The following is a 13,262-nucleotide window of genomic DNA, read 5'->3' as shown; positions in this document are numbered from 1 at the left end:
AACTTTAACACGAAGAGATAAAGCGTTAAAAAGAGGCTTTTTAAGTTGAAAGTGGATAGTGGAAAGTTCAAGTGCAAATCTGCCTTTGGCAGATTTGATTGGGTGCGGCCTGCGGCCGCGATTCCAGTCGTTTTTGCGTCAGCGAAAACGTTCCACAACATTCCACCTTCCACCTTCAATTTTCAACCCAAACAGCTTCAAGCTTTCGCTTTGCCGCTCATGACCGGCTTTGTCGACAGCTTTCTTTTTTCATGAAAACCGTTTGAGCTCCTCAAAAAGCTTGCTGATGTCAATGGGCTTGACCAGATAGCTGTTCATACCGGTGTTTATGGCCTGGCGACGGTCCTCCTCAAAGGCGTTGGCCGTCATGGCGATAACCGGTATGGTTTTGGCGTCGCTCCGGTCCAGCTCCCGGATAGCCCTGGTGGCCTCCAGCCCGTCCATTACCGGCATCCGAATATCCATTAAAACAGCATAATAATAATTAATCGGCCGGTTTTTAAATTTATCGACTGCCTCCCGGCCGTTCTCCGCAGTATCCACACACATCCCCTGCATTTCCATCAGGGTTTTGGCGATTTCAAGGTTGAGCTCGTTATCCTCCACCAGAAGCACCTGAAGACCTTCCAGGCTGGAAACCGCCTGTCTTTGCTGCCTGCGCTCATAGGGCTCGATATTGAGGTGCATCAGAGTCTCGTAAATCACCGACTGGAACAGGGGCTTGGAGATAAAATTATTGGCGCCTGCCCGGCGCGCTTCCTCCTCAATATCACTCCAGTCATAGGCCGAGATGATGATAATGGTCGTATCCGGCCCCACAATCTTCCGAATCTGTCGGGTGGTTTCAACGCCGTCCATATCTGGCATCAGCCAATCGATGAGCGCCACGTCGTAGGTGAAGCCAGCCGTTTTCATTTTCTGCACCTCCTCGAGGGCACGAGCGCCGGAATCGACCCAGACCGGCGAGATGCCGATGTTCGACATGATGGCTGCTGTCTGCTCGCCGATCATGGCGTCGTCGTCCACGACCAGCACGCGGATATCCTTTAGCGCGTCCTCGGTCATGCGCCGCCTTTTTTCCTCCTCGGTGTCGTAAACTGGCTCCAGGGGCAGGCTCAGTTCAAAGGTGGTGCCCCGGTTTTTTTCGCTGGTCACCGCGATGGCGCCGCCCATGAGCTGGACAATATTGTAGACAATGGACAGCCCCAGGCCAGTGCCGATCTGGTTGCGGGCTGTTCCGGGGTTCTCCTGCTCAAAGGGCTGGTAAATCTTTTTCATAAATTCCTCAGACATTCCAACCCCTGTATCGCTGACACGAATACTCAGGTAAGCCAGCCCGTTCTCACGCTTCTGTTCCTGTAAATCCACTGTGATTCTGCCGCCGGGCGGCGTGAACTTCACTGCGTTGGAGAGCAGGTTCATCATGATCTGGTTCAGGCGGAGCTCGTCGCCGATGTAAAAGCGCTCCATAGGCTCACGGTGGTGAACCACAAAATCGATGTCCCGTTCTCTGGTCTGGGGATAGATGATGGTGTTAATCTCATTGATAAACTCTGTGAAATCAAACTTCCGCTTTGCCAGAACAATCTTTCCGCTCTCGATCTTCGACATATCCAGAATATCATTGATCAGGGTCAGGAGGTAGCGTGAGGAGGAATCAATCTTTTCAAAGCAATCCCGCACACGGCCTGGCGTACCAGCCTTGAGCTGACCAATGGTGCTCATACCAATGATGGCGTTCATGGGGGTACGGATATCGTGGCTCATGCGGGATAAAAACTCTGATTTGGCCTTGTTAGCCGCTTCGGCCGAGGCCAGCGCGTCCCTCAGCAGCTTTTCCTGCCTTGCCTTTTCGGCCCGCTGCTCATCCAGCACTTTCATAAGGCCGATGGCAAGCATATCATCGCTGTAAGGATTATCAACCCGGATCACATAGAGTGAAATCCAGTGGTATCCACCATCGTCCCCCAGCATCTGTATTTCCATATAAAGCTCGCGCTCACCCTCCTCGTACCGCTGCATCAGCGCATTTCTTGAGAACTGCCGGCCAAAATCCTCCTGGTAGGAGGGGTACGCTCTGCGCATGGTGAGCTCCATCATCTCGTCGTAACGGCCCTTTTCGTCATATTTGACAATGTTTTTTTCCTGAATGAAGCATTCGTAACTGTTCTGTGTCAGGTTAATGCTCATAATTAAGGGATAAGCGGTACAAATCGCTGCCCGCAGCGAACGGTTCTCAATAAGCTGTTCCTGCTCCCGCTCCATCTGGAGCACGCGTGTCTCGGTAATGTCATTGAAAACTGCCTGGATGACCTCGTCACCGTCGGAGTTGTTCAGCCGCTCCATGGACACGCTCACAAAGCACTGCTCGCCGTTTTTACGCCGTCCCTCACGCTCATAGGAGACCCTGCCGCCGTACTGCGAAATGCTGCTGACAATCTGCCGGAACTTATCCTGCTCCCCGGCGAGCACAGCGGTAAAGGGGTCTCTCACCTGTTTCCAGTATTCCTCCTCACTGTAGCCGTAGATCTCCCATGCCCGGCGGTTGGCGTTGATAATTCTATGCTCAGGGCTGGTGGTGAACTGGATGATGCCGCAGGGCACTGTATTGTACAGCTGGGTCAGAAAATCGGTCTGGCGTTTATTTTCAATGCTGGCCTGCTGGATCAGCATATCCTGTTTTTTGCGATGTGTGATATCTGTCACCAGACAGTAGATTACCTTTTCGCCGTCACGGTCGATCACACCCTTTCCAATATCCAGCACCCAGATAACGCTGCCATCCGGACGACTGATCGGGTACTCGACCGAATAGGTCTCATTCTGGTCGACACAGCTCTTAATATCATCATAGACACGCCTGTACTCAGCGGCGTCAACCGGAGCCATCGTCTTTCCGCCGATGGCTTCAATCATCTCCGTTTCGCTTTCATAGCCATAGAGCTCACACAGTCCCTCGCTGATCCACTTGATACTGTAGCCCTCGTTCAGATGGCAGATGGCCATGCCGCCCGGCAGTTGGGACATCATGAGCTCAATCTGCTGGTTCTTTTCCTGCAAAAGCTCCTGTAAATTTTCATAGGCCTCTCTGGCGGCCCTGACCGGGAACAGCTCATCATCCTCTATGGCCGAGAACGGGATAGAGTTGTGGATATGCATACACTTCAGCTCGCCATCTATACGCTTGAACACAAAGGTACAGCGCTGCTGCTCCCGCATGCTGGTCTCTGAGCCCTCCACAGTCTCGATCCGGCTGACGCCCTCGCAGATGTAGCAGTCCTCTGAGATCTGTTCCACCACATATTCCTCTTCTGTCATGGTGCAGGGGATCAGGTCACCCTGCCCCTCCCTGAAGCAGGCGGCCACAGCCTCAGCCCCCTCTGCCTTCTGCATCTCACCGCCGCCCAGCCATACGATATTGGGCGCAAAGGTGGATATTAAAAACTCAACGTCACACTCACAGAAATAACGCCTGAGTATTTTATCGGCAAAGGCGGTAATTTCTCTTTTTTCTTCTGTTGTCACAGGGTTCCCTCTCCTTACGGCAGACCGCTCATACCGGCAGACTGCCCGTTTTTCCTGATTCCTCAATCCATTTTATCGATTAATTCTGAGATCCAAAAAGCTCCTCAAAAATATGCTCCACAGCCTCCCGGCTCCGGCGTTCGAGCTCCTGATACTTTGCCAGAAGCGTTTCACCCTCTGGCGTCAGGCAAGCGCTGCCGCCGTTTCTTCCGCCCTGCTGGCGTTTTGTCACCTTGTAGCCGAGTTCCTCCTCCATGGTGTTGATCATTTTCCAGCCCTTACTGTAGGAGATGCCCATCTGCTCGCAGGCCATCCTGACCGAATCTGTCCGCCTGATCTGCATGAGCAGCTCTGCCGGCCCCGGCCCAAAGAAAATCCGTTCTCTGGCCAGCCTGAGCTTAAGCGCCGGATGCAGCGCGGCGTCAAACTCCTGCGCCTCCCAACCCGCTGATTGTACTTCCCGATTCATCCCTTATCCTCCAATGATAAAAAGGTTTATTCTTTTATTATATCATGATTTTGTGCATTTTTGTCAAAAGCTTGGGATTTATCACAAAAAAAGACACACTGAAATTTTCAGTGTGTCAGAAGCTTTATGTTTTATTCCACGTCCACTTCCTTCAAATCTGTCTCTGCCCGCATTTCGACGGCGCCCGAATCCAGATTTTTCTGATCCTGATTAAGGATGAGAACCGACGCGATGATGATCACGCCGCCGAGAATCACCAGGTTCATGACAACCTCCGGGTTTACCAGGTCACCCAGAGCTACCGGATACAGGAACAGGAAGGGCAGGGTCGTTACCGCGCCCACCACGGCCTGATAGTTCAGGACAACGGTTTTCTCATAGCCGATGTCGTGCGGATCGCCTTCTACCGTACCGATGACAATCTTGCCCAGAGTGGCCACATCACCGGCCTGGAGCTGCGGCTTCAGGTGCTTTAAGCCAAGCTGCATGGTCCCGGCGCAGAGCAGCGCCTCCTGGCAGGCCTGCCGGTAGGAGGCCATGCACGCCTCGCCGCTGCAGGACCGCACATATTCGCAGAATTCGCACTCCCTGCCTTGTAATCGTTATGCCTATTATACCAGAAATTCCATAAAAAACCGGGGACGCAGTATTTTGCATCCCCGGCGCTTTATTCCACCAACTCCACGTGCACGTAGCCACTGCTGTAGTAGGGCAGCACGTTAAGCCCCACTCCCTTGGCCTGGGCGGCCAGATCGCCGACACCCACACCGGGACAGTAAAGGTCCGCGGCCCGGCCGCGCTTGTGAAAGGACCATGAAACCCCGCCGACCTCCTCATTCCTGGGCCCGCAGCGCACCCCCGAGGTCAAGATCACCGGCCGCCCGCAGGCGCAGCGCAGGGCCTCCACCCGGACGGTAAGCTCAGGATCAGGCATCACCGGAAAGCCGGAACAGTAGCCCGCGCAGTCGCAGGCATACTCCCACAGTCCAAAGTGCTCTGAGGCCATGGGCGTCTCTGGCTCCGCCGTTACAGCCTCCTCCTGGAGCGTCTCCTCTGGCTCTGGTACTGCCGGCTCACCGGTCAGTGCTGGCTCTGCCGTCCTCGCTTCAGTCTCCTCCCGGGCGTCTGCCGCAGGCCCCTCCAGACAGCGCACCTGAACCGCGGCAGCCCCGACGAGCAGGCATGCGGTCAGCCCCATAACAATCAAAATCCGCCTGTAAAATTTCTGCATTCTGTAAACCTCCTTTTATGACTCACTACGTCTTTATAGTGGCACGAAGAGCGTTTTCTTACGGTTTGGGATTGACAAAAGCGCGGGCCGCCGATACAATGGTCAGAACGACCCGTTAATTTCCTGCCAGATACCAGAGGAGGCCCCATGAACAAACAAAAGCTGCTCTTTGCCCTGGCCATGCTTATTTTTGGGAGCATCGGCCTCTTTGTCCGCACCCTGCCCTTTACCTCAAGCCAGATCGCCCTGGCCCGGGGGCTTATCGGGAGCGCTTTTCTCTTTGTGTCCAGCTTCATCCTTAAAAAGGGGCTCTCGCTCAGGCGTATCCGAAACAACCTGAAGGTTCTGCTCCCGCTGGGGATCATGCTCGGCTTTAACTGGATCCTGCTCTTCCAGGCCTACCGATACACCAGCATCGCCAACGCTACGGTCAGCTATTACTGCGCGCCGGTCATTGTCATGCTGCTGACGCCCGTGGTTTTTAAGGAACCCCTGACCCGTACCAACGTCCTCTGTATCTTCGCAGCTATGGCCGGTATGGTCTGTATATCCGGCGCGGGCGGCGCACTCGACCGCCAGAACCTGATCGGCATCGCCTATGGCTTTGGCGGTGCTGTCTTTTACGCGGCCATTGTCCTGACCAACAAGTTTTTAAAGGATATATCCGATTTTGAAAGCGCCTTTACTCAGCTGTTTGTCGCAGCTCTGGCCCTTCTGCCCTATGTTCTGCTGACAGATGGCATCTCCCTCGCCGGGGCTTCGGCAGGCGGCGTCCTGCTGCTGTTTCTGGTGGGCGTGGTGCACACAGGCTTCAGCTACCTTCTGTACTTTGCCTCCCTGCCCCGGCTGGATAACCGCACCATCGCTACCTTTAGCTATATCGACCCCATCTCCGCCATTTTGCTGTCAAGCCTCTTCCTCGCCGAGCCCATGACCCTGGTGCAGTCCGCAGGGGCTGTGCTCATATTGGGCGCAACCCTGATAAACGAGCTGGTGGGCATGCGTAATGCGAAGTATTGAGGAAGAAGTGAAAAAAGGTGCTGAGGGAAACGATTTTTTCGAGGTTGCCAAACTGCTGAGAGACAGCATCCATAGGCCGAATCCAATCAAATCTGCCTGTGGCAGATTTGCACCTGAGCTTTCCACCTTCCACTATTTTCAACTTAAAAAGCATCTTTTTAACGCTTTACCGCTTACTGTCAAGTTTTCCGACAACCAAAAAAGAGCGGTTTCCCGCTCTTTTTTTCTAAGCTCCCTCGATGGCGACATCGGTGGTTTTGGTCTCGACCTTTTTGGCGCTGGTCACTGCCGCCAGGCCGATGCCCTCCGGCGCAAAGGCATCCTGCGCCAGAATAGCCTTGGCGCCGGTGTTGATTTCGGCGTCGGTGACGCCCTCTCTCAAATCCGGAATGGTAAGATTAAAATTCTTGCCGTCTGTGCGTTCATAGCTTACTACTAATTCTTTACTGGTTTTTTCTGCCATTTTCTACTCCTCCTTATTCCTGTGTGCGTGTCAGCTCTTCGGCGACAACTTTTTCCTTTTTCTCCATGATGGGCTCCTGCAGCTTGGCGATGGCCTCCGCGGTTGACACAAAGGCCTCGTCGGTGACGTCTGTCCTCAGATCACCATAGGTCTTGGTTTTCTTCACAATTTTTCCGCCTTCCTCTCCAAAGTTCAGGATGGTTTTCATATCCACCGCCCGTACTGTTTTTTCAATTGCCATATTCGCTGGCCTCCTTTATTTTTTTGACCGCTCTCTGCGGCTCATGGTTGTATAATGGCAGCCTGGGCGAAATCTTACGGCGGTTTTGGCGTTTTTTTAAATTTCCTTTATAAGGCTGGCCAGACGCCGAAGCCCGCGGTGAATCAGCTGGCTCACGGCGTTCTCGCTCAGCTCCCATTCTGCCGCCATATCCCTGACCCGGCGGCCCTCAAGGTAGTGGGCGCGGATGGCAGCCTGCTGGCGCGGCGCCAGCTTTTTAACCATTTTTCCGAGACCGGCGGCCTGGCGGGTGCGGGTGTCTGCGGCTTCCCGGCGCTCGATTACTTCCTCCACCGCGCTTTCTGGCGCTGCCAGCAGCTCACCCAGGGGCAGCGCCTCGCCGCCGGCCTCCTCGTCCAGCCGCAGGGCGTTTCGCTCGGCCTGCTTTTCAGCCATTTTTGGCTTCTGCACAAAGTGGTAAAAGAGCTGGCGCTTCACATAGGCCGAAAAGTAAACGCCTCTTTCCGGCGCGTAAGCGCGGATGGCGGTCAAAAGCACCAGAAACCCCTCCTGCAGAGCGTCCTCATAGCTGCCGGTATCGTAGACGTAACGCTTAACCATGCTCTTGACTAGCGGCGTATAGGCGATGAGCAGCTGGGTCTGGGCCTCGGCGACACCCGCCCTGGCCGACAGCACCAGAGCGTTGATGAGGGCGTACTGCCCGTCGCTTTCATTCACATCCACACCTCTCGTATGCCCCTGCAGTCCACAGCGATCTCCGGAAAGCATTCCAGAACGCTTTTAAAATGATCGTTAAAGTAATCCTCTGCCTCCTCGCGGCTGCCTGCCCAGACCTCTGCCTCAAAATTACAGGTTCCCTCGAGAATATAGCGCATTTTTCGTCGGCGCACAGGCCGTCCCGTACCATATCGATTCTGCATTGATGTGTCCTCCTGATTTATAAAAGAATAATATAGGTATTGTTAATAAAGTATTTATGGTGGACATCTGTGACAGCCAGGGCGCACCCATTTTAGCCTTTTTGGCGTTTTAGGTGTCTGCCCTGTCCGGCACGAAAAATTATCCACAGTTATCCACATTATCCACAGCCATTATCCACAACCCTGTCGACAATCACATAGACCTCCAGCGCCTGGCCCGCCACCGTGGTGCGGACTGCCGGAGCCACGTTGTCTGCAAAGGGGATGAGGGTGTAAAGCCCCTGGGACTTGCCCTTTACAGCTTTCTGATAGCGGATAAGGCCCGCGTCCTCCAGCTCCCTGCGGTGGCGGGCGATGTTGCGGTAGGTGTTGTCCAGCTGTCTTTCCAAAAGCTCTGGCCGCACAAAAAACCGGACGCGCCAGAGCCACTCGCCGTTGGCGGCCAGATAGGCGCAGCGGCTGCACCGGTACAGCAGCAGCTGCCACAGGTTCCTTGCCCCCTGGCTGAGCCTGTGATCCATGAGCCACTCGAGCCAGGCGTCCAGCTCCTTAAAGTAATCCACTGGCCCGCCTACCGGATTTCTTCAAGACCTTTTTCTGCAAAGAGGCGGACAAAATACGCCTGGCCCTTTGGCGTCACATAGGTGGTGTGGTCTAAAAACACCTGCCCCGGCCCGGCCTCAAAGCTGCTCTCCCGCACCTCGAACAGGCCCATCTCCATGGCCCGCTGGGTGGGGATATTTTCCTCCCGGTCGCTGTAGCACAGGTAGCCGTTTTTCCGCAGCCAGCCCATGAGCCGGTTCCGCCCTGTCCGGATCTTTTTTCCGTCCTTCAGGCTTATATTCTGGACCAGTGTGGTAAGCTTTTTCATGGAGATGCTGTCTCCGGACACCATGATGCCCTGGGCGAACCGGGCCAGATCGTTCTGCGCGTCCAAGGTTTTCTGCAGCGCGACGAAGTTCTGGGTCTGGAGTATAAGGGCCTCGATCAGCCGGTTTTCACGCTGCTGCCCGGCGCTGTTCACGCGCACGGCGGGCAGCAGCTCGTCGTAGATCCAGGCCTCGAAGCGTCTGGCGGCTGGAAGCTTGCTGGACGTCACCAGGCGGTAGAGATCGCCCTCGGGAATAAAGAGCATTTCCAGCAGCCGGTTGGGGCTCTGGGGGTGGACGACCAGCCGCTTGTGGGCGTGGCGGCAGTGGCGGCGCACCGCCTCGGCGGGCCGGGCATAGCCCAGAGCGCTGGCCGCGTCGGCGCCGCTTACGAGCACGCGCCCCTTCTCGTCGATCAGGCGGATCATGCCAAATTCATCATTCATAAATTCCTGTAATTGTGTGTTCATTGTTTCCTCCAAAAATAAATTTCGAAGCGCGCTTCTGTACTTAAGTGATTCCTAGTATAGAGCATCTTACGCTCTTTTGCAGACGCAAAAATGGCGTCTTACTGCCTTTAAGCCCGTGGCTGCGCCCGGTTTTCACGCTTTTTTATCGTGATTTCCTGTAAAAACAGGACTTTTAAAAGTTTTTCCGCCATTCTTGCCTGAGATTTTAAAAACCCTTTCAGCATCAAAAGCGGTATACGCTGTTTTAGCGTACACCGCTATATCTTGTATTTTTATCTTTCATTCAATCCTTTTTATACCAGAAATGTGCTTTCGCCTTTTCGAAAAGCTTTTTACTGAGACCCATGAGCTTTTTAAAGCGCTCGGGATGGCTGTCCCGCTTTTTGGGGAAGAAAAAGCCGCAGTACTCCAGTCCCTCGTCATTCTGCACGCCGCCGCACTTCTCGTACAGGGTGGCGTTGTAGCAGCCGTAGGCGGTGTCCCGGCCCACCTTATCGGTCCGGCATTTGGTCTCGACCATCACATCCTCTGTTGCCTGGACATAAAAGGGAAGGTGCCCGCCCTTCTCAAGGCACAAAAGCTTTTTTGTCTTTTCCACAGCCAGCTCCCGGGTCATGCAGAAATGGGCCAGATAGGCCGGAAGCACCACATCCCGGTAGGAAGCGGGCACCATGGCGGGGTCGCGACCCAAAAAGGCCACTGCCGTCACATCACCGTACTCCTCCTGATAAAGGGGATTCATAAAAGACACCACATAATCGGTCAGCGCCCTGTCAAAAGCCTCTAAATCCATCACCTCAGCGCGCTCTTCTTCGATGAGCGCCATAAACTTTTTCATCTTACTACTCCTTCTAAAAAAATTTACACAAAAAAGAACAGCAGGGCAGAAAATAGCCCTACTGTTCTTCAGGTGTCAGTGCAATTAATCCTGTCGGGGGACACAGGCCCCTCTATTCAGCTGTCTCTTCCATAAAAAGCTCGATGCGGGTCGATTTTCGGACAGGGTCTGAAAACCGGCTTTCTCTGATCTGCACCTCGCGCTCATACAATTTATTTTTGACGGCCTGCACGCTCTCCAGCGCCTCGATCAGCTCCTCGACAGCCGCGTCCTCTTTATAAATGACTTTTTTTCTCATGTTCAAGCTCCTGTAATCCAGACCGCTCGTAAAAGCCCCTGGCCCTGGCTACTTCCTCCTCAGAGGTGTTTTGCACTGCCCGCACACGGTGCAGGGTGCGCTTTGGCCTTTTGACCATGGCGCGCACGCCCCGCATCACCCAGGCGGCTGGCAGCAGCGCAGGCCTGCCTTCCACCCAGGGAAAGACCTGGCGCATGTGGTCCATGGCCGGGAACAGCGTGCGCCACAGATAGCGGCGCTGGACAGCCGTGAAATCCTCCTGGGCGTCGTAGACCTTTGAAAAGGCGGAAAGCTCCATATTCTGCGTGGTGCCATAGGTGCCGTTGCCCAGAATAAAGCGGCCCATCTCATCGGTGAGCTCATCGCCCGGCCGCCCATCAAACCAGACCCCGGCCAGGCGCAGGAGGTTATCCCCAAAGGCCCTCAGACCCATGGCCTCAAGCCCCGCGCCGATGGCCGTCCAGTCCACTGTGTCCTGGTAAAAGCGCCGGAACACCCACAGATCCATGATGGAGCGGATACCCGTGCCGCCCTGGGCGTAGTGCTTGGTCAGGTGCGCCAACATGTAGAGGTAGAAATCCTCCGGGGTCATGGCGTAAATGCACCGGGTTCCCTCCTTTAAAACCGCCCGGTCAAAGATATGGTCAAAATAGCCCCCGAAGGCGTATTGCTCCGGCAGGATATTGCGGTGTATCTCCAGATTCATGTAGGGTCTGCGGTAGTAGACATCGTGATTGCCGCCTGCGTGCTCGCAGGAAAAGCCCCTGTCAGCCAGAATTTCGCCCACGGCCTTTGTGTTGGCGTCGTCCACCAGAATATCCACATCGGCCATGAGCCGCATGTCCGGCCGCGGATAGGCGTATTTGAGCACAAAGCCTTTCAGGGGCAGGGCACGGACGCCCCGCCCGTCAAGGGTTTTCAACAGCTCAGTCACGGTAACGTGCTGGGTGGCCTCCTTGGCGATACCCGTAAGCCTGGCCTGCCGGAAGGCCTGTCTGACTGCCTGGGGAGGCTGCTCCTCCTCCGCAAGCCTTTCCAACCCGTAGTCGGCCATCCCCGCCACCGAATGCCGCCGGGCTGTTTTGTACACCGCGTCCCAGTCGCAGCCGGGCGCTGGCGGCTCGGGCCGCCGGTCCTTTAAGACAGCTGCCAGCAGCTCCACCACATAATCTTTTTCGTCTTTTATCATTTTACTTCTCTCAATCTTTTTTCCATGATTATTTTTCCATCCACAATCCGCAGCACCACATCGCAGACCGTAAGAGCAGCCGCCTTGTGGGTAACGATGAGGCAGGTGCGGTTTCTGAGGCCCTGGATGTTCTCAAGCACCCGCTTTTCGGTCTGGGCGTCCAGGGCCGAGGTCACCTCGTCCAGCAGCAGCACCGGCGCGCCGCCCAGCACCGCCCGGGCAATGGCCAGACGCTGAACCTGCCCCTCGGACAGGCCCATCCCCTTCTCGCCAATGAGGGTATCCATGCCCATTGGCAGGGCATCGATAAAATCCATGGCGCAGCTGAGCTCAGCCGCCTGGGTGATCTCTTCCTCCGTGGCTTCCGGCCGGATAAAGGCAATGTTCTCCCGGATGGTGCCCGAGAGCAGAAAATTGCCCTGGGGCACATAGGCAAAAAGCCCCCGGGTCTGCCTGTCCGCCGCGATGCGGAATCCGTCGTCCATTCTCAGCCCGATATGCCCTGAATCCGGCGTGAAAACACCCAGCAGCAGCTTGAGCAGGGTGCTCTTGCCAATGCCCGACAATCCCGAAATCACCGCGAAGCTGCCCTTTTCAAGGTACAGATCTGCCTGGTTAAGCACCGGGTCCCGGTCATAGTGAAAGCTCACCTGTCGCAGTTCAATGCCCAGCATATGGGCGTACAACGCGCCGGCGTCATAGGGCGTGCCGTCCACTGCCGGTTCATTGGGCAGAGCCTCGATATCCATCATCCGCTCAGCCGAGGCCAGGACGCCATAGTATTGGGGCAGCATGCCCGACAGGCCCACAAAGGGCGACTGCACCTGGTTGACCAGCTGCAGCACAGCCGTCAGCGTCCCGAAGCTCACCGTGCCCGCCATCAGCCCGCGGCAGCTCCACACCAGGGCGTACAGGTAGCCCAGGTTAAAAATAAAGCTGATGCCCGTGTTGGCCGCCACGCTGATGGTGTTCTTGCGGATTTTCTCTCTGTAATTGTCCTGCTGAAGCCGCCTGCCCTTGTCCTCCATGGCCCCCTCCACCTGAAAGGTGCGGATGACCAGAAAGCTTGCGAGCAGCTCCTGCAAAAAGGCGCGCACCCGCCCGTCCGTCTCCTGAACCCGCTTGTGCAGAGCCTTGAGCCGCTTTCTGAAAAAGCGGGTGACCACAAACATGGCCGCCCCGGCCAGGGCAAAGATGAGCGAGAATCGCCAGTCCAGCACGCAGAGCACCCAGAAGGCCGAAACGATCTTGGTGATAAGCCCCGAAAAGGTGGGCAGCAGCGAGGTGACGCCGCCCGAGATGGCCTGCACGTCGCTGGTGAGGCGGTTGAGCAGGTCGCCGCTGTGGTAGGCCATAACGGCCTGGTAATCTTTTTTTAAAACAGCCGACAGAAAACGGGATTTAAAGCCCATTTCCAGCCGGCCCTGTATGCTGGCCTGGGCATGGCGGCAGGTGGCCTGCAGAAGCGCCTGAAGCGCGATAATGCCTAAAAAAACCGCGCTGCGCCAGACGAGCGCCTCCATCCCCCCTGTCGTGGCCCCGTCAATGACGCTCTTAGACGCCAGCGCGAAGGCCACCCCCATGCAGGCCAGCCCAATATTGGCAAAAACCAGCAGCACACAGGCCAGAATCTGCCCTCTGGCATTCTGGTAAAGCCAGGAAAAAACTTCTTTATCGGTGTAGGTACGCCTGGGCTGCGCCGGTGCTCCTTTTGTTGACATGGTAAACC

Annotated in this window: 16 protein-coding genes; 2 read left to right on the top strand and 14 right to left on the bottom strand. The window is 55.6% G+C overall.

The window, feature by feature from the left end:
* The first annotated feature begins 45 nt into the window (after positions 1 to 45).
* On the top strand, positions 46 to 255 hold the full coding sequence (locus DW091_RS19935) for a hypothetical protein (RefSeq protein WP_147365270.1): 210 nt from the start codon (positions 46 to 48) through the stop codon (positions 253 to 255).
* On the opposite strand, the gene DW091_RS02730 is transcribed toward DW091_RS19935, so the two are convergent.
* From DW091_RS02730 to DW091_RS02715, 4 genes are all read right to left on the bottom strand, one after another.
* On the bottom strand, positions 250 to 3,525 hold the full coding sequence (locus DW091_RS02730) for a response regulator (protein ID WP_118517346.1): 3,276 nt from the start codon (positions 3,523 to 3,525) through the stop codon (positions 250 to 252). The two genes, DW091_RS19935 and DW091_RS02730, sit on opposite strands and share 6 nt — an antisense overlap.
* A 79-nt stretch (positions 3,526 to 3,604) precedes the next feature.
* On the bottom strand, positions 3,605 to 3,994 hold the full coding sequence (locus DW091_RS02725; protein WP_058695524.1) for a LysR family transcriptional regulator: 390 nt from the start codon (positions 3,992 to 3,994) through the stop codon (positions 3,605 to 3,607).
* A gap of 131 nt (positions 3,995 to 4,125) precedes the next feature.
* A complete protein-coding gene (locus DW091_RS20265) occupies positions 4,126 to 4,560 on the bottom strand; it encodes a hypothetical protein (protein WP_187368453.1) in 435 nt (144 codons plus the stop codon).
* Between the two features lie 101 nt (positions 4,561 to 4,661).
* The gene (locus DW091_RS02715) at positions 4,662 to 5,225 is read right to left on the bottom strand and encodes a D-Ala-D-Ala carboxypeptidase family metallohydrolase (RefSeq protein ID WP_224168728.1); all 564 of its coding nucleotides are present in this window, start codon (positions 5,223 to 5,225) and stop codon (positions 4,662 to 4,664) included.
* Positions 5,226 to 5,372: 147 nt separating this feature from the next.
* On the opposite strand from DW091_RS02715, the gene DW091_RS02710 reads away from it, so the two are divergent.
* Entirely contained in the window at positions 5,373 to 6,245 is an 873-nt protein-coding gene (locus DW091_RS02710) for a DMT family transporter (RefSeq protein WP_118517345.1), read from the top strand.
* 226 nt (positions 6,246 to 6,471) lie between these two features.
* On the opposite strand, the gene DW091_RS02705 is transcribed toward DW091_RS02710, so the two are convergent.
* The 10 genes from DW091_RS02705 to DW091_RS02660 form a co-directional block, all read right to left on the bottom strand.
* The gene (locus DW091_RS02705; RefSeq protein ID WP_118517344.1) at positions 6,472 to 6,708 is read right to left on the bottom strand and encodes a DUF2922 domain-containing protein; all 237 of its coding nucleotides are present in this window, start codon (positions 6,706 to 6,708) and stop codon (positions 6,472 to 6,474) included.
* Positions 6,709 to 6,721: 13 nt separating this feature from the next.
* Entirely contained in the window at positions 6,722 to 6,949 is a 228-nt protein-coding gene (locus tag DW091_RS02700) for a hypothetical protein (RefSeq protein WP_058695529.1), read from the bottom strand.
* Positions 6,950 to 7,045: 96 nt separating this feature from the next.
* Complete coding sequence (locus DW091_RS02695) at positions 7,046 to 7,672, bottom strand: sigma-70 family RNA polymerase sigma factor (RefSeq protein ID WP_158577811.1); 627 nt, start codon at positions 7,670 to 7,672, stop codon at positions 7,046 to 7,048.
* Positions 7,663 to 7,869 carry a hypothetical protein gene (locus DW091_RS02690; protein WP_118517342.1) on the bottom strand — a complete coding sequence of 69 codons (207 nt, stop codon included), beginning with the start codon at positions 7,867 to 7,869 and terminating at the stop codon, positions 7,663 to 7,665. Before DW091_RS02690 ends, DW091_RS02695 begins: the two co-directional genes overlap by 10 nt.
* 158 nt (positions 7,870 to 8,027) lie before the next feature.
* Positions 8,028 to 8,432, bottom strand: coding sequence for a hypothetical protein (locus tag DW091_RS02685; protein WP_118517341.1), 405 nt, complete (start codon positions 8,430 to 8,432; stop codon positions 8,028 to 8,030).
* An 8-nt stretch (positions 8,433 to 8,440) separates the two neighbouring features.
* A complete protein-coding gene (locus DW091_RS02680; protein ID WP_118517340.1) occupies positions 8,441 to 9,208 on the bottom strand; it encodes a phage antirepressor KilAC domain-containing protein in 768 nt (255 codons plus the stop codon).
* A 283-nt stretch (positions 9,209 to 9,491) separates the two neighbouring features.
* Positions 9,492 to 10,046, bottom strand: a complete 555-nt coding sequence (locus DW091_RS02675; RefSeq protein WP_058695534.1) for a hypothetical protein — start codon at positions 10,044 to 10,046, stop codon at positions 9,492 to 9,494.
* 112 nt (positions 10,047 to 10,158) lie between these two features.
* Positions 10,159 to 10,344 carry a hypothetical protein gene (locus DW091_RS02670; protein ID WP_118517339.1) on the bottom strand — a complete coding sequence of 62 codons (186 nt, stop codon included), beginning with the start codon at positions 10,342 to 10,344 and terminating at the stop codon, positions 10,159 to 10,161.
* Positions 10,322 to 11,533, bottom strand: a complete 1,212-nt coding sequence (locus tag DW091_RS02665) for a nucleotidyltransferase family protein (protein WP_118517338.1) — start codon at positions 11,531 to 11,533, stop codon at positions 10,322 to 10,324. The genes DW091_RS02670 and DW091_RS02665 overlap by 23 nt, the downstream gene beginning before the upstream one ends.
* On the bottom strand, positions 11,530 to 13,254 hold the full coding sequence (locus DW091_RS02660) for an ABC transporter ATP-binding protein (RefSeq protein ID WP_118517337.1): 1,725 nt from the start codon (positions 13,252 to 13,254) through the stop codon (positions 11,530 to 11,532). The genes DW091_RS02665 and DW091_RS02660 overlap by 4 nt, the downstream gene beginning before the upstream one ends.
* Positions 13,255 to 13,262: the final 8 nt, after the last annotated feature.

The organism is Eubacterium sp. AM05-23 (assembly GCF_003477535.1).
Classification (GTDB): Bacteria; Bacillota; Clostridia; order Eubacteriales; family Eubacteriaceae; genus Eubacterium; species Eubacterium maltosivorans.
The sequence above is the reverse complement of the archived record's forward strand: the minus strand, read 5'-3'. Positions and strand labels throughout refer to the sequence as shown.

Excerpts from the sequence above, each read along its gene's own strand:
- DW091_RS02700 (WP_058695529.1), bottom strand. The coding sequence starts at position 6,949 with ATGGCAATTGAAAAAACAGTACGGGCGGTGGATATGAAAACCATCCTG.
- DW091_RS02690 (WP_118517342.1), bottom strand. The coding sequence starts at position 7,869 with ATGCAGAATCGATATGGTACGGGACGGCCTGTGCGCCGACGAAAAATG.
- DW091_RS02715 (WP_224168728.1), bottom strand. The coding sequence starts at position 5,225 with ATGCAGAAATTTTACAGGCGGATTTTGATTGTTATGGGGCTGACCGCA.
- DW091_RS02670 (WP_118517339.1), bottom strand. The coding sequence starts at position 10,344 with ATGAGAAAAAAAGTCATTTATAAAGAGGACGCGGCTGTCGAGGAGCTG.
- DW091_RS02680 (WP_118517340.1), bottom strand. The coding sequence starts at position 9,208 with ATGAACACACAATTACAGGAATTTATGAATGATGAATTTGGCATGATC.
- DW091_RS02725 (WP_058695524.1), bottom strand. The coding sequence starts at position 3,994 with ATGAATCGGGAAGTACAATCAGCGGGTTGGGAGGCGCAGGAGTTTGAC.
- DW091_RS02675 (WP_058695534.1), bottom strand. The coding sequence starts at position 10,046 with ATGAAAAAGTTTATGGCGCTCATCGAAGAAGAGCGCGCTGAGGTGATG.
- DW091_RS02710 (WP_118517345.1), top strand. The coding sequence starts at position 5,373 with ATGAACAAACAAAAGCTGCTCTTTGCCCTGGCCATGCTTATTTTTGGG.
- DW091_RS02660 (WP_118517337.1), bottom strand. The coding sequence starts at position 13,254 with ATGTCAACAAAAGGAGCACCGGCGCAGCCCAGGCGTACCTACACCGAT.
- DW091_RS02705 (WP_118517344.1), bottom strand. The coding sequence starts at position 6,708 with ATGGCAGAAAAAACCAGTAAAGAATTAGTAGTAAGCTATGAACGCACA.
- DW091_RS02665 (WP_118517338.1), bottom strand. The coding sequence starts at position 11,533 with ATGATAAAAGACGAAAAAGATTATGTGGTGGAGCTGCTGGCAGCTGTC.